Annotated in this window: 17 protein-coding genes; 4 read left to right on the top strand and 13 right to left on the bottom strand. The window is 61.8% G+C overall.

All coding sequences use genetic code 11. The features are described from left to right. Positions 1-19 precede the first annotated feature (19 nt). The 12 genes from BM017_RS26030 to BM017_RS26085 all read right to left on the bottom strand — a co-directional run bounded on the left by BM017_RS26030 (position 20) and on the right by BM017_RS26085 (position 16154). Positions 20-2791: a hybrid sensor histidine kinase/response regulator gene (locus tag BM017_RS26030; RefSeq protein WP_092249939.1), complete on the bottom strand. Its 2772-nt coding sequence runs from the start codon at positions 2789-2791 to the stop codon at positions 20-22. Positions 2792-2891: 100 nt separating this feature from the next. Next, positions 2892-4184: a phosphoribosylamine--glycine ligase gene (purD, locus tag BM017_RS26035; RefSeq protein WP_071493000.1), complete on the bottom strand. Its 1293-nt coding sequence runs from the start codon at positions 4182-4184 to the stop codon at positions 2892-2894. A gap of 113 nt (positions 4185-4297) precedes the next feature. Next, on the bottom strand, positions 4298-5905 hold the full coding sequence (gene purH, locus BM017_RS26040) for a bifunctional phosphoribosylaminoimidazolecarboxamide formyltransferase/IMP cyclohydrolase (protein WP_092249942.1): 1608 nt from the start codon (positions 5903-5905) through the stop codon (positions 4298-4300). Between the two features lie 81 nt (positions 5906-5986). After that, positions 5987-6307 carry a DNA-binding transcriptional regulator Fis gene (gene fis, locus BM017_RS26045; protein ID WP_002555375.1) on the bottom strand — a complete coding sequence of 107 codons (321 nt, stop codon included), beginning with the start codon at positions 6305-6307 and terminating at the stop codon, positions 5987-5989. Then, entirely contained in the window at positions 6304-7317 is a 1014-nt protein-coding gene (gene dusB, locus BM017_RS26050) for a tRNA dihydrouridine synthase DusB (RefSeq protein ID WP_092249945.1), read from the bottom strand. The genes fis and dusB overlap by 4 nt, the downstream gene beginning before the upstream one ends. A 185-nt stretch (positions 7318-7502) precedes the next feature. Continuing rightward, on the bottom strand, positions 7503-8705 hold the full coding sequence (locus BM017_RS26055; protein WP_092249948.1) for a DUF3426 domain-containing protein: 1203 nt from the start codon (positions 8703-8705) through the stop codon (positions 7503-7505). 30 nt (positions 8706-8735) lie between these two features. Continuing rightward, positions 8736-9614, bottom strand: a complete 879-nt coding sequence (gene prmA / locus BM017_RS26060; protein ID WP_092249951.1) for a 50S ribosomal protein L11 methyltransferase — start codon at positions 9612-9614, stop codon at positions 8736-8738. Between the two features lie 234 nt (positions 9615-9848). Then, the gene (gene accC, locus BM017_RS26065; RefSeq protein ID WP_010213490.1) at positions 9849-11210 is read right to left on the bottom strand and encodes an acetyl-CoA carboxylase biotin carboxylase subunit; all 1362 of its coding nucleotides are present in this window, start codon (positions 11208-11210) and stop codon (positions 9849-9851) included. Between the two features lie 17 nt (positions 11211-11227). After that, entirely contained in the window at positions 11228-11692 is a 465-nt protein-coding gene (accB, locus tag BM017_RS26070) for an acetyl-CoA carboxylase biotin carboxyl carrier protein (protein WP_010213489.1), read from the bottom strand. A 24-nt stretch (positions 11693-11716) separates the two neighbouring features. Further along, positions 11717-12172 (bottom strand): type II 3-dehydroquinate dehydratase, encoded by a 456-nt coding sequence (aroQ, locus tag BM017_RS26075; RefSeq protein ID WP_010213488.1) that lies wholly within the window; start codon positions 12170-12172, stop codon positions 11717-11719. 296 nt (positions 12173-12468) lie between these two features. Then, positions 12469-14430: a methyl-accepting chemotaxis protein gene (locus BM017_RS26080; protein WP_092249954.1), complete on the bottom strand. Its 1962-nt coding sequence runs from the start codon at positions 14428-14430 to the stop codon at positions 12469-12471. Between the two features lie 53 nt (positions 14431-14483). Then, complete coding sequence (locus BM017_RS26085; protein ID WP_092249957.1) at positions 14484-16154, bottom strand: response regulator; 1671 nt, start codon at positions 16152-16154, stop codon at positions 14484-14486. A 388-nt stretch (positions 16155-16542) separates the two neighbouring features. Between BM017_RS26085 and BM017_RS26090 the strand changes: the two genes are divergently transcribed. From BM017_RS26090 to speA, 4 genes are all read left to right on the top strand, one after another. Beyond that, complete coding sequence (locus BM017_RS26090) at positions 16543-17520, top strand: DUF2333 family protein (RefSeq protein WP_371322043.1); 978 nt, start codon at positions 16543-16545, stop codon at positions 17518-17520. 2 nt (positions 17521-17522) lie between these two features. Further along, positions 17523-18059, top strand: a complete 537-nt coding sequence (locus BM017_RS26095) for an NUDIX hydrolase (protein ID WP_092249960.1) — start codon at positions 17523-17525, stop codon at positions 18057-18059. Between the two features lie 173 nt (positions 18060-18232). Then, positions 18233-18604, top strand: coding sequence for a translation initiation factor Sui1 (locus tag BM017_RS26100; protein ID WP_017849660.1), 372 nt, complete (start codon positions 18233-18235; stop codon positions 18602-18604). A gap of 143 nt (positions 18605-18747) precedes the next feature. Then, positions 18748-20661: an arginine decarboxylase gene (gene speA / locus BM017_RS26105; protein ID WP_071491593.1), complete on the top strand. Its 1914-nt coding sequence runs from the start codon at positions 18748-18750 to the stop codon at positions 20659-20661. 207 nt (positions 20662-20868) lie between these two features. Here speA and BM017_RS26110 read toward each other — a convergent pair whose 3' ends face one another. Beyond that, entirely contained in the window at positions 20869-22236 is a 1368-nt protein-coding gene (locus BM017_RS26110) for an MATE family efflux transporter (protein WP_092249963.1), read from the bottom strand. Between the last annotated feature and the right edge of the window lie 218 nt (positions 22237-22454).

The raw sequence follows: 22454 nt of genomic DNA on the forward strand, positions 1-22454 counted from the left end.
ATTTGACTGCATTTCAAGTTCAGGAAGGTGCGTGTTCTGGGCGCTGTTGCCGCTGGGCGACCCAGAATTCCACCAGCTCGCGCAACTGCGACAACTCCACCGGCTTGGCCATATGCCCATCCATCCCGGCCTGGCGCGCACGTTCCTTGTGTTCCGACAGAATGTGCGCCGTCAACGCCACCACCGGCGTGCGGATGCGCTGGTGGCTGACTTCCCACGCGCGCAGTTGCTGGGTCGCCGAGAAACCATCGAGGATCGGCATTTCACAGTCCATCAACACCAGGTCATAACGCTGGGCCTTCATCGCCTCCAGCGCTTCCTCGCCGTTGCTGGCGGTGTCCGGGTCGAGGTTGAGCTTGCCGAGCATGCCGCGGATCACCTTGGTGGAGATGCTGTTGTCTTCGGCTACCAGGATGCGGAAATCCGCCGGCACGGTGATGGCGGCCGGAGTGCTGAGGACCGGACGTGGCGGCACGTTGCCTTTGCTGCGCTGAGTCAGTTCGTCGGCCAGGGTGGTCTTGAGCGTATAGCCGGCCACCGGTTTGGCGAGGATGCGCTTGATCCCGCAATTGCGCGCAATGATCTTGCTCGGCGCATTGCTGATGCCGGTAAGCATGATCAGCAGGATGTCGTGGTTCAGGCTCGGGTCTTCCTTGATCTTCGCCGCCAGTTGCATGCCGGTCATGCCGGGCATGTTCTGGTCCAGCAGCACCACGTCAAAGTAGTCGCGCAGGTGCGCCTTGGTGCGCAGCAACGCCAGGGCTTCCTTGCCCGAGGGCACGGCGCTGACGTTGAGGCCCCAGGCGGAACATTGTTGCACCAGCACTTTGCGGCAGGTGTCGTTGTCGTCCACCACTAGCACGCGCGCGCCTTTGAGCGGGCCGTCGAGGTCGGAGGTCGGGTGTTCCAGGCGCTCCGGGTCCAGCGGCAGGGTCAGCCACAGGGTGCTGCCCTGGTGGCTGCCGCTCTTGATGCCGAACTCGCCGTTCATCAACAGGATCAACTGGCGGGCGATGACCAGGCCCAGGTGGCCATTGAGGCGGGTGGCCGAGAAGAAATTCTTGCTGTGCAGCTCACTGTGCAGCAGGGCGTCGCGCTCCGAGGCTTCCATCGGCAGGCCGCTGTCCTGCACGGCAATGCGCAGGCGTGGCTTGGTGCTGCGGTCGTCCAGGGCCACCACGATCAGCACTTCGCCTTCGTCGGTCTTTTGCAGGGCGTTTTCCAGCAGGCTCAACATGGCCTGGCGCAGGCGCGTCGGGTCGCCGCTGATCACGCGGGGCACCTGGGGCTGGATAAAGCTGATCAGTTCGACATTCTGCTGCTCGGCCTTGGCGCGGAAGATACTCAGGCAGTCTTCGATCAGCGCATTGAGGTCGAATTGCACATCGTCCAGTTCGATCTGGCCGGATTCGAGCTTGGAGATATCGAGGATTTCATTGATCAGCGTAAGCAGTTCGTTGCCGGCGCTGTGGATGGTCTGCACGTAGTCGCGCTGTTTCACCGACAGCGGCGTACCCAACAGCAGTTCGGTCATGCCCAGCACACCGTTCATGGGGGTGCGGATTTCGTGGCTGATCTTGGCCAGGAACTCGGCCTTGGCCGCGATTTCGGCATTGCTCGCCGCCAGGTCGCGGCTGAGGCTGAAACGCGCCTCGACAATCGCACGCTGGCGTTCGCCCAACGCCAGGCTCATCAGCAGGCCGCTCAGGCAGATAAACGCCAGCAGCGTGACGATCAGGCCCTGGGGCGAGACCATCGTCAGGCCCAGCAACGCTGGCAGGATGATCAGCGTACCGATGTTGAACACCACCATCGCCACCACGAACAGACGTGCCGGGCGGTAGCCTTTCTGCCAGTGATAGGCCGAGACAAACAACATGCTCAAGCCGGCCAGGGCCACCAGGGCGTAGGTGATGATATTCAGCGGCAGGGTGTTGACGAACAACAACAGCAGGCCGCACAGCACGATGAACAGGATGTCCGCCATCAACAGCTTGTTCAGCGGGTGCGGGCCCAGGGGCATGAAGAACCGGTAGGCAAACATCAGCCCGCACGGCGCGGTGAGCAATAGCGCCAGGTAGGCGCCGGGCGTCTGGATCGCATGCCAGTTCGGCAGCCATGGGCCCACCAGGTTGAGTAGCAGCGCCAGGCTGAGCATCAGCAGCACTTCGCAGGCCGCCAGCCACAGGCTGCTGCGCGAGCGGTGGTAGGCGAAGCGCGTGAGGTTGTGCAGGATCAGCATCAACAGGCAGCCGAACAGCAGGCCGTAGATCAGCGTCTGGGTCTGGTCGGCGGCGGCGAGCACGGCCGGTTCCAGGGTGATGTAGGGCCGCAGTTCGTGTTCCGAGACCAGGCGCAGGTAGACCTCGAGGGGGTTCTGGCTCTGGGGCATCGGCAGCATGAAGTCACTGCTGGGCAACGGCCGTTCAGCCTGGGGCTGGCGTGTGCCGGTGCTCTGTTGTTCCACCAGGGTGTCGCCGTCCAGCACGTAGAGGCTCAGGTGCGACAGGTCCGGGGCGAATACCCGCAGCACTTGTTCGTGCTTGCCGGGTTGCAGCTTGAAACGTACCCACAACGCACCGTCCGGTTCCGCGGCGGTAATGCGGTCCAGGTCGATGGGGCTGAATTGGTTGGTGTAGCGCGAGGAACGGATGTCGCTCAGTTGCAGGTCGGCCTGTTCATCAAGCAATACTGCCCAGCCACTGCCTTGCGCGGCGGCCTGGGCCGGGAACAAGCAGAGCAGTGTCAGCAGACTGACAGTGAAACCTATGGCGATCCTGAGCCAGCGCACGGCGAAATCCCTTCGTAGGTTGATGCACGGTTAACTATGCGCGGGTAGGCCTGCATACGGCAAGGGCCAGCGGCCCCTGCCTAGCCGAACGGATAGCTGCTTACTGGTTCTCGCCACGCTCCCGCGCAATGGCGCGATAGCCGATGTCCTTGCGGTAGAAGCAGCCTTTCCAGTCGATCTTCGCGGCCAGCTTGTACGCCTGTTGCTGCGCGGCGTCGACGCTGGCGCCCATGGCGGTGGCGCATAGCACACGGCCACCGGCCGTCACGACCTGGCCATCCTTGAGCGCGGTGCCCGCATGGAACACCTTGCCTTCCAGCGTAGCAGCCGCGTCCAGGCCTTCAATCACATCGCCCTTGGCGTAGTCGGCAGGGTAGCCACCAGCCGCCAGCACGATGCCGACGCTCGGACGTGGATCCCACTGCGCTTCAACCTTGTCCAGGGCCTGGGCCAATGCCGCCTCGACCAACAGCACCAGGCTCGATTGCAGGCGCAGCATCACCGGTTGGGTTTCCGGGTCGCCGAAGCGGCAGTTGAACTCGATGACTTTCGGGTTACCGGCTTTGTCAATCATCAGGCCGGCATACAGGAAACCGGTGTACACATTGCCTTCGTCGGCCATGCCGCGCACGGTCGGCCAGATCACCAGGTCCATGACGCGCTGGTGCACATCGGCCGTGACCACCGGGGCAGGGGAGTAGGCACCCATTCCACCGGTGTTCGGGCCGGTGTCGCCGTCGCCGACGCGCTTGTGGTCCTGGCTGGTGGCCATCGGCAAGACGTTCTTGCCGTCGACCATCACGATGAAGCTGGCTTCTTCGCCGTCGAGGAACTCCTCGATGACCACGCGGGAACCTGCGTCACCGAAAGCGTTGCCGGCGAGCATATCGCGCACGGCGTCTTCGGCTTCCTGCAGGGTCATGGCGACGATCACGCCTTTACCAGCAGCGAGGCCATCGGCCTTGATCACGATTGGCGCACCTTTTTCGCGCAGGTAAGCCAGGGCCGGCTCGATCTCGGTGAAGTTCTGGTAGTCGGCAGTCGGGATCTTGTGGCGGGCCAGGAAATCCTTGGTGAAGGCTTTGGAACCTTCCAACTGGGCCGCACCGGCGGTAGGGCCGAAGCAGTCCAGGCCACGGCTGCGGAACAGGTCCACGACACCGGCCACCAGCGGCACTTCCGGGCCGACGATGGTCAGGGACACATTTTTCTCGGCAAAGTCCGCCAGTTGCTCAAGTGCCAGCACGTCGATGGCAACGTTTTCGCACTTGGCTTCAATGGCGGTGCCAGCGTTGCCGGGAGCGACGAAGACTTTCTGGACACGCGGGTCCTGGGCAACTTTCCAGGCCAGGGCGTGTTCACGGCCACCGCTGCCAATGATCAAAACATTCATGTCAAAAACCTCAAATTCTGTAGGCGCTCAGGGTGCGCTTCAATGTGGAGCCGAACTCATGTGGCAAGCCCGATCGCCACACAAGCCCGCTCCCACATTTCGATCGAGTTGAATCAGTGACGGAAGTGACGCATGCCGGTGAAGACCATGGCGATGCCAGCTTCATCCGCGGCGGCGATCACTTCGGCATCACGCATCGAACCACCCGGTTGGATCACGGCGGTTACACCGGCTTTCGCGGCGTTGTCCAGGCCGTCACGGAACGGGAAGAACGCATCGGAAGCCATCACCGACCCCACCACCTGCAAACCGGCGTGCTCGGCCTTGATCGCGGCGATACGCGCCGAGTTCACACGGCTCATCTGGCCGGCGCCGACCCCGATGGTCTGGCGGTTCTTGGCGTAGACGATGGCGTTGGATTTAACGTACTTGGCCACCTTCCAGGCGAAGATCAGGTCGTTGATCTCCTGCTCGGTCGGGGCGCGCTTGGTCACGACTTTCAGGTCTTCGCTGCCGATCATGCCGATGTCGCGGCTCTGTACCAGCAAGCCACCGTTGACGCGCTTGTAGTCCCAGGCCGCTGCACGCTCGGCCGACCACTCTCCGCAGGCCAGCAGGCGCACATTGGCTTTGGCTGCCACGATGGCGCGGGCTTCTTCGCTGACGCTTGGGGCGATGATCACTTCAACGAACTGACGCTCGACGATCGCCTTGGCGGTCTCGGCATCCAGTTCGCGGTTGAACGCAATGATGCCGCCGAAGGCCGATTCGGTATCGGTGGCGTAGGCCAGTTCGTACGCCTGGCGGATACCGCCTTCAGCATCCGGGCTCACGGCCACGCCGCATGGGTTGGCGTGCTTGACGATCACACAGGCCGGCTTGACGAAGCTCTTCACGCATTCCAGCGCGGCGTCGGTGTCGGCCACGTTGTTGTAGGACAGCTCCTTGCCTTGCAACTGGGTCGCCGTGGCGATGCCGACTTCGGCAGGCTTGGCTTCCACGTAGAACGCCGCGCTCTGGTGCGGGTTCTCGCCATAGCGCATTTCCTGGGCCTTGATGAACTGGCTGTTGAAGGTGCGCGGGAACTGGCTGCGGCCTTCTGTGCTGAGGGTTTCAGCGGCCTGGTTCACGGTGCCCATGTAGTTGGCGATCATGCCGTCGTAGGCGGCGGTGTGTTCGAACGCCTTGAGCATCAGGTCGAAACGCTGGGCGTAGGTCAGGCCACCGGCTTTCAGGCTTTCCAATACGTTGGCGTAATCACTGGCGTTGACCACGATGGCCACGTCTTTGTGGTTCTTGGCCGCCGAACGCACCATGGTCGGGCCGCCGATATCGATGTTTTCGATGGCGGTCGGCAGGTCGCAGCCTGGCTTGTTGATGGTGGCTTCGAATGGGTAGAGGTTGACGGCCACCAGGTCGATCGGCTTGATGCCGTGCTCGGCCATGATCGCGTCGTCGGTGCCACGACGGCCGAGGATACCGCCGTGGATTTTCGGGTGCAGGGTCTTGACCCGACCGTCCATCATTTCTGCGAAGCCGGTGTAGTCCGCCACTTCCACTGCGGCCACGCCATTGTCCCGCAGCAGTTTGAAGGTCCCGCCCGTGGAGAGGATTTCCACGCCCAGGGCTTCCAGCTCCCGGGCAAATTCGAGGATCCCGGTCTTGTCGGAGACACTGATCAAGGCGCGGCGGATCGGCAGGCGGGTAGTCTGGTCGGTCATTTCAATTTCCATCAAAAGCAAAGGAGTCAGCAAAAAAGGCGACCGGTTTTACGCGGGCGCCTTTCTGGTTTGATTGAATGCTTACAGCAAATCGTATTGCTTGAGCTTTTTGCGCAAGGTGCCACGGTTGAGGCCCAGCAGCTCACTGGCTTTGGTCTGGTTGCCCTTGACGTAGTTCATCACGCTTTCGAGCAAGGGCGCCTCGACTTCGGAGAGCACCAGGTTGTACACGTCCGTGACGGAAGCGCCCTCAAGGTGGGCGAAATAATTGTGCAGCGCCTTCTCGACACTCCCGCGAAGGGTCTGGCCTTCTTCGCTCGGCGTGTTGAGGTGCTGTTTCAAATTGACGTTGTCGCTCACGGGTGTTGTTCCACTCACTAAAGTCTCGGTCATCATCGTCATGCGGCCACCCCCTCTCCGTCCCCTGTCCCCAGGCTCTTTTCACGCTCGCTGAAGTACTCTCGAACGGTGGCGACCTGTGCTTGCGTATCATCCAAACGATTGAAGTGGGCGCGAAACTCCCTGGCGCCCGGCAGGGTTGCGAGATACCAGCCGACATGCTTGCGAGCAATGCGTACTCCCATCACGTCCCCATAGAAGGCGTGCAGGGCGGCCAGATGCTCTAGCAGAATACGTTCCACTTCGATCAGCCCCGGTGCCGGCAACACTTCGCCGGTACGCAGAAAATGATCGATCTCACGAAAAATCCACGGACGCCCCTGGGCGGCCCGGCCAATCAACAAGCCATCGGCACCGGTGGCATGCAGCACGCGCCTTGCCTTCTCGGCGGAGTCGATGTCGCCATTGGCGAATACCGGCATCGATACCGCCTGCTTGATCGCAGCAATGGTGTCGTACTCGGCTTCACCGGTGTAAAGGTCGGCGCGGGTACGGCCATGCACCGCCAGCGCTGTAATGCCTGCCTGTTCAGCGATCTTCGCCACTGTCAGGCCGTTCTTGTTGTCCCGGTCCCAACCGGTACGGATCTTCAGGGTAACCGGTACATCCACTGCGGCGACAACGGCCTGCAGGATCTCGGCCACCAACTGCTCATCTTTCAACAGGGCCGAACCGGCGGCCTTGTTACAGACCTTCTTGGCCGGGCAGCCCATGTTGATGTCGATGATCTGCGCCCCCAACTCCACGTTGGCACGGGCCGCATCCGCCAGCATCTGTGCATCTCCACCGGCGATCTGTACCGAGCGGGGCTCGGGATCACCTTCGTGGATCATGCGCATCCGCGATTTGCGGGTGTTCCACAAGCTCATGTCGCTGGTGACCATTTCCGAGACTACTAGACCCGCGCCCAAACGCTTGCACAGCTGACGAAAGGGCTGGTCGGTGACGCCCGCCATCGGGGCGAGGATCAAGCCGTTCTGCAATGTGTATGGGCCGATGCGTACCGCCGACATAGGACTTCCCTGTTGTGGGGCCGGATCATTAGAGTTCGAAAAAGGGTTGGCATGATACCCGCTCTCGATGACTGGATAAAGGCTGAATTGGATAAAATCTGAACAGTTATTTCTTTATCGCCAGCGGTTTGGTTGCGCAGGGGAAAGTCAATAACCTGCCGTCAAAGCTCAACGCGTGAACCGATTCACTCGGGCGAATGGAAGCTCAGGCTGTAATTCACGGCTTTGTTGCCCGGATCGAGGATATCCAGGGAGATATGGATCGGGGTTTGCGATGGCATTTCGCTAACGCCGGCCAGCTCACCGCTGAGGTATTCGGCGGGTTTGAAGCGACGGCTGGCAATCAGGTTGCCGTTCAGGTCGGCAAAACGCAGCTCCAGCAGCGGGAAGGGTTGGGAGAAGGTGGCGCGGTTGTAGATGATCGCATCCACCACCAGCGCCCCGGCGAAATCCGGGTGGCTGCGCACTACCAGGTTACTGCTCTTGATATGGGCAATATCGACCCGCGATGGCACGGTGCAACCCAGGGTGGGGCACAGTTGCTGGAACCACGGGCGATAGGCGTCCTGGCGGGCCAGGTCGTCGAATTGGTAGGCGATGTATTGGCCTGCGAGGCCGGCGGCGGCGATCAGCACCAGCAGCAGCCAGACCAGGCGACGGCCCAGGCCTGTCGGGCGTTTTTGTGCGTAGAGGTGCAGTGGATCGTCTTCCAGGTCCTGCAGCAGGTCGTCATGGGCGCTGGTTTCAGCGCGTGGGCGCTTGCGGCGGGGGGGCAGGCGATCGTCGGGTTCGGCCGCTTTGGTCAGCGGTGTAAACGGTGGGTCGATGTCGTCATCGTCTGGTGTTGAACGCAGGGGGGGCTCATCGTCGCGATGGTCGGTGTGGAACGACATGGACGGTTCGGTGCGCTGCCTGGTCGCAGGTTCTGGCTGGTCTTCGGTGACGTGGAGGCGCTCTTCAGGCGGCTCGCTGAACAGGCTTGCCGCCCATTTTTCTTCTTCGGCCTTGACCGTGTCGCGGCTGGCGCTGAAGGACTCATCCTTTTGGCGGCGGTCGGTGCCGGGCTGGCGACGATCTGCGCCAACAGGCTGCGTGTGCTGAATCTCGCGGCGTTCCAGCTTGGCCAGTTCTTCATCCAGGTCCAGGTTGTCCAGGTCCAGCTCTTCCGCGCTCCACTGTTTCTGGCTGATGGCGCGCGGCGCCTCGGGAGTCGACTCGGGCTGCGGTATCGGCGCCTGGGCGCGTTGCTCCAGCAGTTGGCGAGCCGCATTGAACACTTGCAGGCACGAGCCGCAGCGCACCACGCCACGGGCCACGCTCAATTGAGCGTGGTTGACGCGAAAGCGTGCTTGGCAATGCGGGCACTGGGTGACGAAACTGTCGGTCATGCGGCCATCCGATTCAGGCAAGCGCTCATTCTAGCGCCGACGACCGCTGATGCGTACCCAGCCATCGCGGTTGGCGATCGGGTCCAGCTCGAAATCCTTGGCGTAGGCAGCGGCGACGTCTTCGCCCTGCTCGGCCAGGATGCCCGACAGCGCCAGGCGGCCGCCCGGCCTGACCAGGCTCGACAACTGCGGCGCCAACGACACCAGCGGGCCGGCGAGGATGTTGGCCACCAGCACGTCGGCCTGTACCTGGGGCAATTGCTCCGGCAGGTAGAGTGGGAATTTGCCTTCAGGAATGTTGTTGCGCCCGGCGTTATCGCGAGAGGCTTCCAGGGCTTGCACGTCGATGTCGGTGCCCACGGCTTCCTTGGCGCCGAGCAGCAGGGCGGCAATCGCCAGGATCCCCGAGCCGCAGCCGAAGTCCAGCACGTGGCTGTCGGTCAGGTCCTGGCCGTCCAGCCATTCCAGGCACAGCGCGGTGGTCGGGTGGGTGCCGGTGCCGAACGCCAGGCCCGGATCCAGCAGCAGGTTGACGGCGTCGGGCTCGGGCGCGGCATGCCAGCTCGGTACAATCCACAGGCGCTGACCAAAACGCATCGGCTGGAAGTTGTCCATCCAGCTGCGTTCCCAGTCCTGGTCTTCGATGACTTCGCTGTGGTGCTCTGGCAGCGGGCCGCCGGTGAGCAGCTCCATATGGGCCAGGACGCTGGCGGCATCGGTGCCGTCTTCGAACAGGGCCAGCAAATGGGTGTGGGACCACAGCGGCGTGGTGTTGAGTTCGGGTTCGAAGATCGGCTGGTCTTCGGCGTCCATGAACGTTACGGAGACAGCGCCTACTTCGAGGAAAGCGTCTTCATAGGTTTCGGCTTGTTCTGGGCTGATGGCGAGACGGACTTGCAGCCAAGGCATGGCGGGCACCTTTGAAAAAATGAGTGTGCAGCGCGGTGGGGCTGCGAAAGGGCGCAAGTTTACGCGAGCAGCGGTCAGAAGACGACTGTGCTGGCGATTTGCAGTATTCAAAATATACACAGGACAACTGTGGGAGGGGGCAAGCCCTTTGCCACATTGGACCCTGTACATCCAGGAAATCCGGGGCCCGTAAACAACAAAGCCGCCCGGAGGCGGCTGTGTCGTTTGGCGCACTTACTGGTTGGCCAGCTTGTGTTCCAGGTAGTGGATGTTCACACCACCTTCGCAGAAGCCTTCATCACGGACCAGGTCCCGATGCAGCGGGATGTTGGTCTTGATGCCGTCGACCACGATTTCGTCCAGGGCGTTGCGCATACGGGCCATGGCCTCGTCGCGGGTAGCGCCCCAGGTGATCAGCTTGCCGATCAGCGAGTCGTAGTTGGACGGCACCTTGTAGCCGCTGTACAGGTGCGAATCCACACGTACGCCGTTGCCGCCGGGCGCGTGGAAATGCTTGACCAGGCCAGGGCTTGGGATAAAGGTTTTCGGGTCTTCGGCGTTGATGCGGCACTCCAGGGAGTGGCCGTGCATCTTCACGTCGTCCTGGGTGAAGGACAGCGGGTTGCCGGCGGCGATGCTGAGCATCTCCTTGACGATGTCGATACCGGTGACCATCTCCGACACCGGATGCTCTACCTGCACACGAGTGTTCATCTCGATGAAGTAGAAACGACCGTTCTCGTACAGGAACTCGAAAGTACCCGCGCCACGGTAGTTGATGTCGATGCACGCCTTGACGCAACGAGCCAGTACTTCCTGGCGCGCTTTTTCATCCAGGCCCGGTGCTGGCGCTTCTTCCAGGACCTTCTGGTGACGACGTTGCAGCGAGCAGTCGCGGTCGCCCAGGTGGATGGCGTGGCCTTGGCCGTCGGACAGTACTTGCACTTCCACGTGACGTGGGTTGGTCAGGTACTTCTCCAGGTAGACCATCGGGTTGCCGAACCAGGCGCCCGCTTCGGAGCGAGTCTGCTTGGCAGCTTCGATCAGGTCTTCTTCCTTATGCACCACGCGCATGCCGCGACCACCACCGCCACCGGCGGCCTTGATGATCACCGGGTAGCCGACTTCGCGACCAATGCGCAGCGCGGTTTCCTCGTCTTCCGGCAGCGGGCCGTCGGAGCCTGGAACGGTTGGCACGCCGGCCGCGATCATGGCGTCCTTGGCCGACACCTTGTCACCCATCAGGCGAATGGTTTCGGCTTTCGGGCCGATGAAGGCAAACCCGGACTTTTCCACCTGTTCGGCGAAATCGGCGTTTTCCGCGAGGAAGCCGTAGCCAGGGTGGATGCCATCAGCGCCGGTCACTTCCGCGGCCGCGATGATGTTCGAGACTTTCAAGTACGAGTTCGTGGCCAGTGGCGGGCCGATGCAGATGCTTTCGTCCGCCAGTTTCACGTGCATCAATTCGGTATCGGCCGTCGAGTAAACAGCGACGGTCTTGATGCCCTCTTCCTTACAGGCGCGCAGGATACGCAGCGCGATCTCGCCGCGGTTGGCGATCAGGACTTTTTGCAGTTTCTTCGCAGGTTTCAACATCGAAGGCGCTCCGCGGTTCAAACGATGGTGAACAGCGGCTGGTCGTACTCAACCGGCTGACCGTTTTCTACCAGGATGGATTCGATGACGCCGGCTTTTTCAGCGGTGATGTGGTTCATCATCTTCATCGCTTCAACGATGCAGATGGTGTCGCCCACTTTCACGGTAGCGCCGACTTCAACGAAGGCTGGCGAAGTCGGTGCCGGGGTGCGGTAGAACGTACCGACCATTGGCGACTTGACCACGAAGCCGTTCAGCGCCGGAGCGGCTGGGGCGGCAGGTGCAGCGGCGGCAGCAGGCGCGGCGGCCGGAGCAGCAGCGGCCGGAGCCGGCGCTTGCATCTGTGGTGCATAGAACTGCTGGGCCGGGGTCTTGCTGTGGCGGCTGATCCGTACGGACTCTTCGCCTTCCTTGATTTCCAGCTCGTCGATACCGGATTCTTCCAGCAGTTCGATCAGTTTCTTAACTTTACGGATATCCATGAATCATCAACTCCCAAGGGTCGGTCAGGGGCGCTTGGCCGGTTGTTCAAGTTGTTCCAGGGCGGCCTCCAGGGCCAGTCGGTAACCGCTGGCGCCAAGGCCGCAGATCACACCTACCGCTACATCGGAGAAGTAGGAGTGATGGCGGAAAGCTTCGCGTTTGTGCACGTTCGACAAATGCACTTCGATGAATGGGATGCTCACCGCCAGCAGCGCGTCACGTAATGCAACACTTGTATGCGTAAAAGCGGCGGGATTGATCAGGATGAAATCCACGCCTTCGCCGCGCGCGGCATGGATGCGATCAATCAATTCGTACTCGGCATTGCTTTGCAGGTAGAGCAGATGGTGGCCGGCTTCACGCGCCCTGCGTTCGAGATCAAGGTTGATCTGGTCCAGGGTGACTGCCCCGTAGACGCCCGGTTCACGGGTGCCGAGCAGGTTCAGGTTGGGTCCGTGAAGAACCAGTAAGGTCGCCATCGGCTGTTCCTTGTTATTGATGGGGGTACGGCAGAACCCGGCGACTATGCCGCAAAGCCTTTGTGACTGTCCAGTTCTATGCAGTAGGCGGCACGATTAGCGAGGATAGCGCGAAATTTGTGACTGTGGCCGGTGATCCGGTCATGGGTAATACGCTCCTGAATGCCATGAAGGTCAAATGTGGGAGGGGGCTTGCCCCCGATAGCGCTGGGTCAGTTACAGACACTGAGGCTGACACACTGCAATCGGGGGCAAGCCCCCTCCCACATTTGATCTCTATAAGGTTGAAGATCGTGTCAGACGCGGAAGGCTTGAACGGCAGTGTTGAGCTGCCCACCTAGCACCAGCAAGTGCTCACCCTGGCTGCGGCCCTGGCCGATTCGCAGCAAGTTGTCCTCACCCAACTGATGAATCCGCTCACTGTTGTCGCGAATCTCGCTGACGGCACCACTCTGCTGCGCGGTCACATCGGCGATGCGCACGGCGGTGTCGGAAATGGTCTGGATCGCGCCGACAATCTCATCCAGCGCACCGTCCGCCGCCTGGGCTTGCTGGGCGGTGGCTTCGGCGTGTTCGACCTGGGCCCGCATGCCTTGCACCGATTGGTGGGCGGCGCTCTGCAGCCCGGCGATCAAGGTCTGGATTTCTGCGGTGGCGCCAGCGGTGCGTTGGGCCAGCGAGCGCACCTCGTCGGCCACCACGGCAAAACCGCGTCCGGCTTCACCGGCACGGGCGGCCTCGATGGCAGCGTTGAGGGCCAGCAGGTTGGTCTGGTCGGCAATCGAGCGGATCACCGTGAGCACGCCGCCGATGGTGGCGGATTCCTCAGCCAGTTTTTCGATCATCTGCGCGTTTTGCTGCACTTCGCCCACCAGGGCACGCAGGCCGGTGAGGCTCAGGCCGATCACGCGCTGGCCTTGTTCCACGGCCTGGCCGGCACTGCGACTGGCGCCGGCAGCCTGGCTGGCATCACCGGCGACTTGCTGGATCGTCGCCTCCAGTTCACCCAATGAATCTCGGATTTGCGCAGTATCCCCGGCCTGGCGTTCGGCGCCGTCGTGCAGGCCGCTGCTCAGTTCGGCGAGGGTACGGCTGCTGCTGGCAACTTCCTCGGCGTTGCCGCGAATGGTGCCGACCAAGTCCACCAGGTAGGTGCGCAGGCGGTTCAGAGACGCTTCGATATCGTGCAGTTCGCGATTGGTCTTGCCCAGGGCAATCGGCTGGCTGAAGTCACCCTCGGCCCAAGTCGACAGGGCCGGCGCCAGATTGGTCAGCACCCGCGCCAGCTTGCGTTGCAAGGTGTCGATCAGCAGCGCGATCAACAGGATCAGGCCAATCATCAGCCCTTGCATCAGGCGCACTTCACCCTGGATTTGGCCATGTTGCGCGCGCACCACCGGTTCCAGTGCGGCGATGGCTTGCTGAACGGAGTTGATTTTCTGGTGGGTCTTGGCGGCCAGTTCGGTGCGTTGCTGGATCTGGTCGCGGGTGCGCTTGAGTTCGGCGGGGTAGCGGGTGAGCAGGCTATTGAGTTCACGCTTGAGGTCGACGCCGGTGTCCTGGGCTTCGGTTTTTTCGCTGTTCTGCAGCCCCATCAGCGCGGAAAAGTCATCGGCGCTGGATTCGGCGCTGGCCTTGATACCGAGCAACGGCAGTTGCTCCAACAGGTCGGCCTGGCTGCGGATAGCGCCGACTTCGCGTTCCACATCGTCGGCCAGTTCCGCACGCCCGCTGCTCACCAGTTTGTCGCGGGCCAGGGATAACTTGCCCAGGTGCTGGGAGGCGGCCAGCAACGGCGGCAGATAGCGCGCGGCTTCGGGAGAGTTCACGCCGATGGCGTACTGGCTCAGTTGCTCCAGGTTCGCGCCCAATTCACGTTCGGCCTGTAGCAGCAAGGCTTGCGGGTCGCCTGCCAGCTTACCGGCCGCCAGCAATTCGGTCTTGCTGAACGCATCCAGGTCCACCAGGCTCGGGCGCAGGTTCTGCGCAAGGTCCGCAGGCAACTCGTCCAGATGCTGCAACAGGCTTTCCAGGCTCTGGCCCGCGCTGCTCAAGCGCAGGGCGTCGCCGCTGGCCAGGTAATCGTCGATATTGCGTGCGGCTTCATTCTGGAACGTCTGCGACAGGCCCAGGTAGCGCTCCATCAGCAAATAGGGTCGCTCCAGCGCCCGTTGCGACCACCACAACGTCGCCCCCAGCGCCAGGCACACGGCCACCAGAAGAAGGGTATTGAGATTGGTCAGCAGCTTCAGGCGCATGCGGGGTTTCAACCGACAGCAAAAGATAAGTGCCTGAAGTTATTGCGTTTCCATTACAGCGTTATGACGGATTCGGTGGATTCTGGTGAAAAGATGGCACTTTGCTTTGGTGCGCGCGCGGGTTGTACGCGATTGCGTCCGGCGTCCTTGGCGCGGTACAGCGCCTCGTCGGCCTGGGCGGCCATCATCAGGCTGTCGGAGCCGTCGCACAGCTCCACCACCCCGGCGCTGAAGGTGCACCACAAATCCTGGGGTTGGGCCGGGTAATGGATTTCGGCAAAGCGCCCACGGATTTCATCCAGTACTTTGCAGGCGGCTTCCAAATCGGTGTCAGGCATCACAATGGCGAATTCTTCACCGCCGTAGCGCCCTATGTAGTCGGTCTTGCGCAGGCGCTGCTTGAGAAACAGCGCCAGACTCTTGATCACGCGGTCGCCCATGGGGTGGCCGTGGCTGTCGTTGACCCGCTTGAAGTGGTCGATGTCGAGCATGGCGAAGCTCAGCGGCTTGTTCTCGCGGCGTGCGCGGAAGCTGCAGTCTTCGAGCAGTTGCAGGATATGGGTGTGGTTGTACAGGCCGGTCAGGCTGTCGCGCACCATCCGCGCCTTGAGGTTGCGCGCCCGCGCCGCACGGTTGCGCACGGTGGTGATCAGGTGGCGCGGCTTGATCGGCTTGGTGAGGAAGTCATCGCCGCCTTCGCTCATGGCGTCCAGTTGCTTGTCCAGGTCGTCTTCGGCCGACAGGTAAATGATCGGCACGCTGACGTAACGGTCGTTATGGCGGATGACCTTGGCCAGTTCGGTGCCGGTACAGGCGGGCATATACATGTCGAGGATGATCAGGTCGGGCTGGAAGTCCGCCAACTCGGCCATTGCCTGTATCGGCTCGATCAAGGTACGGGTGACGATACCGGCGCTGTTGAGCAGCCGTTCGGTGTGCAGCGCCTGGGCCCGCGAGTCGTCGATGATCAGCACTTTATACGGCTCGTACTGGGCGACGCAGGTCAGCACTTCGATCTTTTCCAGCAAGCTGGAGGCTTCCAGCGTACCGGTGAGGAATTCCTGGCCTCCGGCGCGCACGGCGGCGAGGCGGGTCGGGGTGTCGGTTTCGTGCAGGCTGAAAAACAGCAGTGGCAGCTTCTGCTCCAGGCCTTCCTGGGCTTCGGCGGCGAGCTTGAGGCCCAGGCCGGCACCGCAGAAGTCCACGTCCATCACAATCGCCGACGGCAGGCGCTCGGCCATCGACGCGCGAAACGCCGCCACACTGTCCAACGACTGGGCGCTCATGCCAAAGAACTCCAACTGCTTGGCCAGGCGCTCGGCACGGTCGTGATCAGCCAGCATCACGTAGATCGGCTTGCGCATCGGCGGCAGGAAGGTTTGCTCAAGCTGGTCGCCCTGGCGCAGCCCGGTGCGGGACAGGCGTTGCATCAGGCGGTTGAGTTCGGTGATCAGTTGGCTGCTCAGGCGCCCGCGGTTTTCGTCCACGGCCTTGAGGGATTCGCCGATGTGCTGCGCCAACTGGCTGTGTTCCGGCTGTTCGAAGCGCTCGGCAAAGCGCAGCAGGCGCAGATTGGCCTCGCTGAGTTCGGAAAGGTCGGTGCCGGACCACTCGCTGCGTTGCAGGCGCTGCCAGATCTCAAGAATTTGACGTGCCTGATGAATTACCCGCTGGGCAAAATGCTGCTTGAGGCGCTCACGGCTGGGGTCTTCTGGCTCGGTCATATCCTGACTACTAGTGAGGGTGCATGCTGAGGTCGACTGATGGCTCTATGCTAGCACCTCTTTCCCGTGGGATGAGTGTCATACGTCAATAAACTGTGCGTGCGGAGTATTCAGTTGCTGACCCGCTGGTCGCGCGGCGGAAAAAGCGTGCATTCTTTATAGTCGAACAGCCTCTGTGCGCCAGTTTGGCGAAAAGCCCCGCACGGGCGGGCACGATGGGGTAGGGTTGTGGTCGGAGTGTTTGAACGCACGCCATCAATTCAAGTGCATGAACTCAAGTGATTGAAAGGATATCGCCATGCTGGACTGGAAAAACCGTGCAGGCAGCGCCAAAGGCCCCGCCCCTGAGCCCAAGTCGGCCAACCGCAGCTATTTTCGTACCCTGCTGATGAGCCGTGCCGTGCTCAGTGTGCTCGGCCTGTACCTGTTGGTCACAGGCGCCTTGGGCTGGTACTGGAGCGAAGAGCCGGCGCTGTTCCCGGTCCAGCAGAACGCGCAGATTGCCGCCGAAAAAGACGGCAAGCAGATGGTGGTGGGCTTTACCACCGTCGAAACCCTCAAGACGGTGGTTGGCACCTTGCTGAACAAGCCGGGTGGCTACATTTCCAACGACCGCTTCCCGCCAGGCCTGTGGATGGACAACATGCCGAGCTGGGAATACGGCGTGCTGGTGCAGGTGCGCGACTTGACCCGCGCCCTGCGTAAGGATTTCGCCCGCTCGCAGTCGCAGTCGGCCGAAGACGCCGACTTGGCCAAGGCCGAGCCGCGCTTCAACTTCGATAACAAGAGCTGGGTGCTGCCATCCAGCGAGTCCGAATACCAGGAAGGCATCAACTCCCTGAGCCGCTATGAAGCGCGCCTGTCCGACCCTAACCAGAAAGGCGCGTTGTTCTATGCGCGGGCCGACAACCTGAACAACTGGCTGGGCGATGTCGCCACCCGCCTGGGCTCGCTGTCGCAACGCCTGTCGGCCAGTGTGGGCCGCGTGAAGCTGAACACTGCGCTGAAAACCGAAGCGCTGGCGCCGGGTGAAGTGCCGCAGGTCGATGAAGAAGTGGTGGAAACTCCATGGATGCAGATCGACAACGTGTTCTACGAAGCCCGTGGCCAGGCCTGGGCCTTGTCCCACCTGTTGCGCGCCATCGAAGTGGACTTTGCCGACGTACTGGCCAAGAAAAACGCCACCGTCAGCGTGCGCCAGATCATTCGTGAGCTGGAAGCCTCGCAGGAACCGGTGTGGAGTCCTATGATTCTTAATGGCAGTGGCTTCGGCGTACTGGCGAACCATTCGCTGGTGATGGCCAATTACATTTCCCGGGCAAACGCTGCAGTGATCGACTTGCGTCAGCTCCTCAACCAGGGTTGATGATGGACGCTACTCAAAAGGAGGCCGCCCACCGTGCGGCTTCCGACGCTGAACTGATCTGCTGGGTCGATGAGCATGACAACCTGCTCGGCGACCTTGTCAGGTCCGACCTGCGCCAGCGCGGCCTGATCGGCCGTTGCACCTTTATCTTTCTTTTCAATAGTGCCGGTGAGTTGTGTGTGCATCGGCGCACCTTGAGCAAAGCCCTGTATCCCGGTTACTGGGACACGGCGGCAGGCGGGATGGTGGCGGCGGGTGAGTCCTATGCCGTGTCGGCAGCCCGTGAGCTGGAAGAAGAGCTTGGGGTCAGTGGGGTGGCGTTGGTCGAACATGACCACTTCTACTTCGAAGATGGCGATAGCCGGCTCTGGTGCAAATCCTACTCAGCCGTGTGGGACGGGCCGCTGCGCCTTCAGCCGGAAGAGGTCATGGAAGCGCGCTTTTTACCTATCGACACCGTCCTGCAGGAGGCTGAGCAAAAGCCGTACTGCCCGGACGCCCAGGAAGGCTTGCGCCGCTATCTGGCCTCACGTCGCTAAAGTTGCATAAATTGGCGCCATTTGGCTCTTAGCAAGTCGGCTTTTTGTGGTTACACTGCGCGACTTTTCACCCGAACCGCCTTGGCGGTTCGGTAGCGCTGCCCCTGCCTGAGTGGGGCTTCGCGGTCGGTCAGTCTGATCGATCAGTCTTCATCCTCCCAAGAGGATTGCCGGTGGCCAAAAAAGCCGCATCCTTCGCCGCCCTTGGTGGCCTGGTATTTTCCACCGACGCAGGTCGACACTGCCCGGACTGTCGTCAGCCCGTGGACGCTTGCACCTGCAAACAGACCCTGATTCCCGAAGGCGACGGCATTGCCCGCGTGCGACGCGAGAGCAAAGGCCGTGGCGGCAAGACGGTGACCACCATCACCGGCGTGCCGCTGGCCGAAGACGCGCTGAAGGAGCTCGCCACCACGCTGAAAAAGCGCTGTGGCACCGGTGGCGCGTTGAAAGACGGCGTTATCGAGATCCAGGGCGATCACGTCGAGTTGCTGTTGGCCGAGCTGATCAAGCTCGGGTACAAGGCCAAGAAGTCCGGCGGCTGAAAGCCTCTTCCCGACCTGTGTCTAAACTCTGTCCTGCGCGCGGGGTCCTACCTTGCACGCAGGCAAATCGTCATTTTCATTCTTTAGACTGCGCCAGCCTCAACCAGAGGCGGCGCTTTCGCCTTCATTTATAGGGGACTTCGATGTCCGTACGACGCACACGCAAAGACGATGGCAGCCAATGGACAGTTGCGGACAGCCGCAGCGTTTACGGGATCCGCCATTGGGGGGCCGGGTATTTCGCGATCAATGAAGCCGGTCGCGTTGAAGTTCGTCCGAACGGCCCGAACAGCACGCCCGTCGACCTGTACGAGCAAGTCGACGAGCTGCGCAAGAGCGGCCTGTCGTTGCCGTTGCTGGTGCGCTTCCCCGACATCCTGCAAGACCGTGTACGTCAACTGACCGGCGCTTTCGATTCGAACATCGAACGCCTGGAATACCAGAGCAAGTACACCGCGCTGTACCCGATCAAGGTGAACCAGCAGGAAGCGGTGATCGAGAACATCATCGCCACCCAGAACGTGTCCATCGGCCTGGAAGCCGGCTCCAAGCCCGAGCTGCTGGCCGTGCTGGCCCTGGCGCCGAAGGGCGGCACCATCGTCTGCAACGGTTACAAGGACCGCGAATTCATCCGCCTCGCGCTGATGGGCCAGAAGCTCGGCCACAACGTGTTCATCGTGATCGAGAAAGAATCCGAAGTTGAGCTGGTGATCGAAGAAGCCGCCAGCCTCAAGGTCAAGCCACAGGTTGGCCTGCGTGTGCGTTTGTCTTCCCTGGCGTCGAGCAAGTGGGCGGACACCGGTGGCGAGAAATCCAAATTCGGTCTGTCGGCGGCGCAACTGCTGTCCGTGGTCGAGCGCTTCCGTGCGGCCGGCCTGGACCAGGGCATCCGCCTGTTGCACTTCCATATGGGCTCGCAGATCGCCAACCTGGCCGACTACCAGCACGGTTTCAAGGAAGCCATCCGTTACTACGGCGAGCTGCGCAACCTCGGCCTGCCGGTGGACCACATCGACGTGGGCGGCGGCCTGGGCGTGGACTACGACGGCACGCACTCGCGTAACGCCAGTTCGATCAACTACGACATGGATGACTATGCCGGCGTGGTCGTGGGCATGCTCAAGGAATTCTGCGACGCGCAGAGCCTGCCGCACCCGAATATTTTCTCCGAAAGCGGCCGTTCCCTGACCGCCCACCACGCCATGCTGGTGGTGCAGGTCACTGACGTCGAGAAACACAACGACGAAATCCCGACCATCGAAAACAAGGAAGCCCTGCCGGAAACCGTGCAATGGCTGGTGGACCTGCTCGGTCCGACCGACATCGAGATGGTCACCGAAACCTACTGGCGCGCCACCCACTACATGAGCGACGTGGCCACGCAGTACGCCGACGGCAAGCTGACCCTGGCCGAAAAAGCCCTGGCCGAGCAGTGCTACTTCGCCGTGTGCCGCCGCCTGCACAACTCGCTCAAGGCCCGCCAGCGCTCGCACCGCCAGGTGCTGGATGAGCTCAACGACAAATTGGCCGACAAGTACATCTGCAACTTCTCGGTGTTCCAGAGCCTGCCGGACACCTGGGCCATCGGCCAGGTATTGCCGATCCTGCCGCTGCACCGCCTTGACGAAGAGCCGCTGCGTCGCGCCGTACTGCAAGACCTGACCTGCGACTCCGACGGCAAGATCAAGCAGTACGTCGATGAGCAGAGCATCGAGACCAGCCTGCCGGTTCATGGCTTGAACGAAGGTGAGGACTACTTGCTGGGGATCTTCCTGGTAGGCGCTTACCAGGAAATTCTCGGCGACATGCACAACCTGTTCGGTGACACCGATTCGGTGAACATCTACCAGCGTGAAGACGGTTCGGTGTACAGCGCCGGTATCGAGACCCACGACACCATCGAAGACATGCTGCGCTATGTGCACTTGTCGCCGGAGGAGTTGATGACGCACTACCGTGACAAGTGTGCGAGCGCGAAGATCAGCGCCAGTGAGCGCACGCAGTTCCTGGATGCACTTCGGTTAGGGCTGACGCGGTCGTCGTATCTTTCGTCGTAAGCTATGAGAGGGTAGGAGCGAGCACATTCGCTCCTACCCTGCTGTGGGGCCTGAGCGCCGAGTACGGGTCTTCATTTGAGCTATGTCACCTCGCCGGATGGGGCAGGTCAATCTACCCTGACGCATTGAGCGTACACACAGTTGCCTGGGTTATATCCAGCTCAATAGCTTGTCCCGGCGCCAGATTGCGTATCTGAGTTCCTTGCGTTACGGCCAATATGACCGGGATGCCAAACGAGGGTCGAACCATCCATTCGCCCGATTGATTCGCCTGGCGATGACCCAAAGCAACAGACTGCGCACCGACATGAACACCAGGAAGGTAATCCACAGCCCGTGGTTGCCCAGGCCCTGCAATGCCCAGGCAACCGGTAGCACTGAAACCACGGTCAACAGCATCCCATTGCGCATTTCCCGCGCCCGTGTCGCACCAATAAACAAGCCGTCGAGCAAATAGCTCCACACCGCAATCAAGGGCAATACGGCCAGGTAGGGCAGGTAGATATCTGCCGTTTCGCGCACGCTGGGGATATCGGTTTGCATGGCGATAAACAGGTGGCCGCAGACCGTGAACAGCAGGGCAAAGCCGACGCTGGCAATCAGCGACCAACCGCCAGCGACGACCAGTGAACGTCGCATGGCCTGGCGGTCGTGGGCGCCGATGGCGTGGCCGCACAAGGCTTCCACCGCATGGGCCAAGCCGTCCAGCGCATGGGCTGTCAACAACAGGCCGTTGAGCAGCAGTGCATTGGCCGCCACGGTGGCATCGCCCAGGCGTGCACCTTGCACCGTGATCATGAAAAACACCGATTGCAGCGCAAGGCTGCGGATGAAGATGTCGCGGTTCACCGCCAGCAGCGGGCGCCAGCTTTCCCACTGTTTCAGCGCCGCCCAGGCGATATGGCCGGGGTAGGCGCGCAGGGCTTTTTGCGTCATCGCCAGGCCCAGCAAGGCGCCGGTCCATTCGGCAATCACGGACGCCCGCGCCGAACCGACCACCCCCCAATCCAGGCCCAGCACAAACCACAGGTTCAGCGCGATGTTGACCAGGTTGGTGGTCAGCAGGATCGCCAAGGGCGCGCGTGCGTTCTGCGTGCCGAGGAACCAGCCGACCAGTGCGTAGCTGGCAAGGGCGGCAGGCAGGCCGAACAGGCGCGTGTGGAAAAAGTCCTGGGTCAGTTGATTGAGTTCGGGGGAGGGTTGCATCCATTCCAATGCCAGATGGCTGAACGGAATGCCCACGCTGCCCAGCAGCATGGCCAACCCCAACGCCAGTAGCAGGCCCTGCAGGAGGATTTGTCGCAGCGCGGCCCCATCATTGCGCCCGGAAGCCTGTGCGGCAAAACCGGTTGAGCCCATGCGCAGGAAACCCATGGCCCAGGCCAGAAAGGTATACAGACTGGCGCCGACCGCCACGGCCCCCAGTTGATGGGCGTGGGGCAGGTGGCCGATGACCATGCTGTCGACCAGGGCCACGAGAGGCACCGAGATATTCGACAGGATCATCGGCGCGGCCAGGGCCCAGACGCGGCGGTGGGTGGGGCGGTGGCGCCAGTCGGTGAGTAGGGTGGGCATGGAGGCTCCTTGGGGGAGCGGCATTGTAACGGGCCCTTAATCTCACTGCAGAACCAATGTGGGAGGTGGCTTGCCCCCGATAGCGGTCTGTCAGCTGGAAATGTATCGGCTGACATACTGCCATCGGGGGCAAGCCCCCTCTCACATTTGGATCTCCAGCGTTTGTGGGATTTGGCTCCGTTCGCGTTCCTTCAAGAACCAAACCACCCTCCGTCGGT

This window comes from Pseudomonas sp. NFPP04, assembly GCF_900113815.1.
Lineage (GTDB): Bacteria > Pseudomonadota > Gammaproteobacteria > Pseudomonadales > Pseudomonadaceae > Aquipseudomonas > Aquipseudomonas extremorientalis.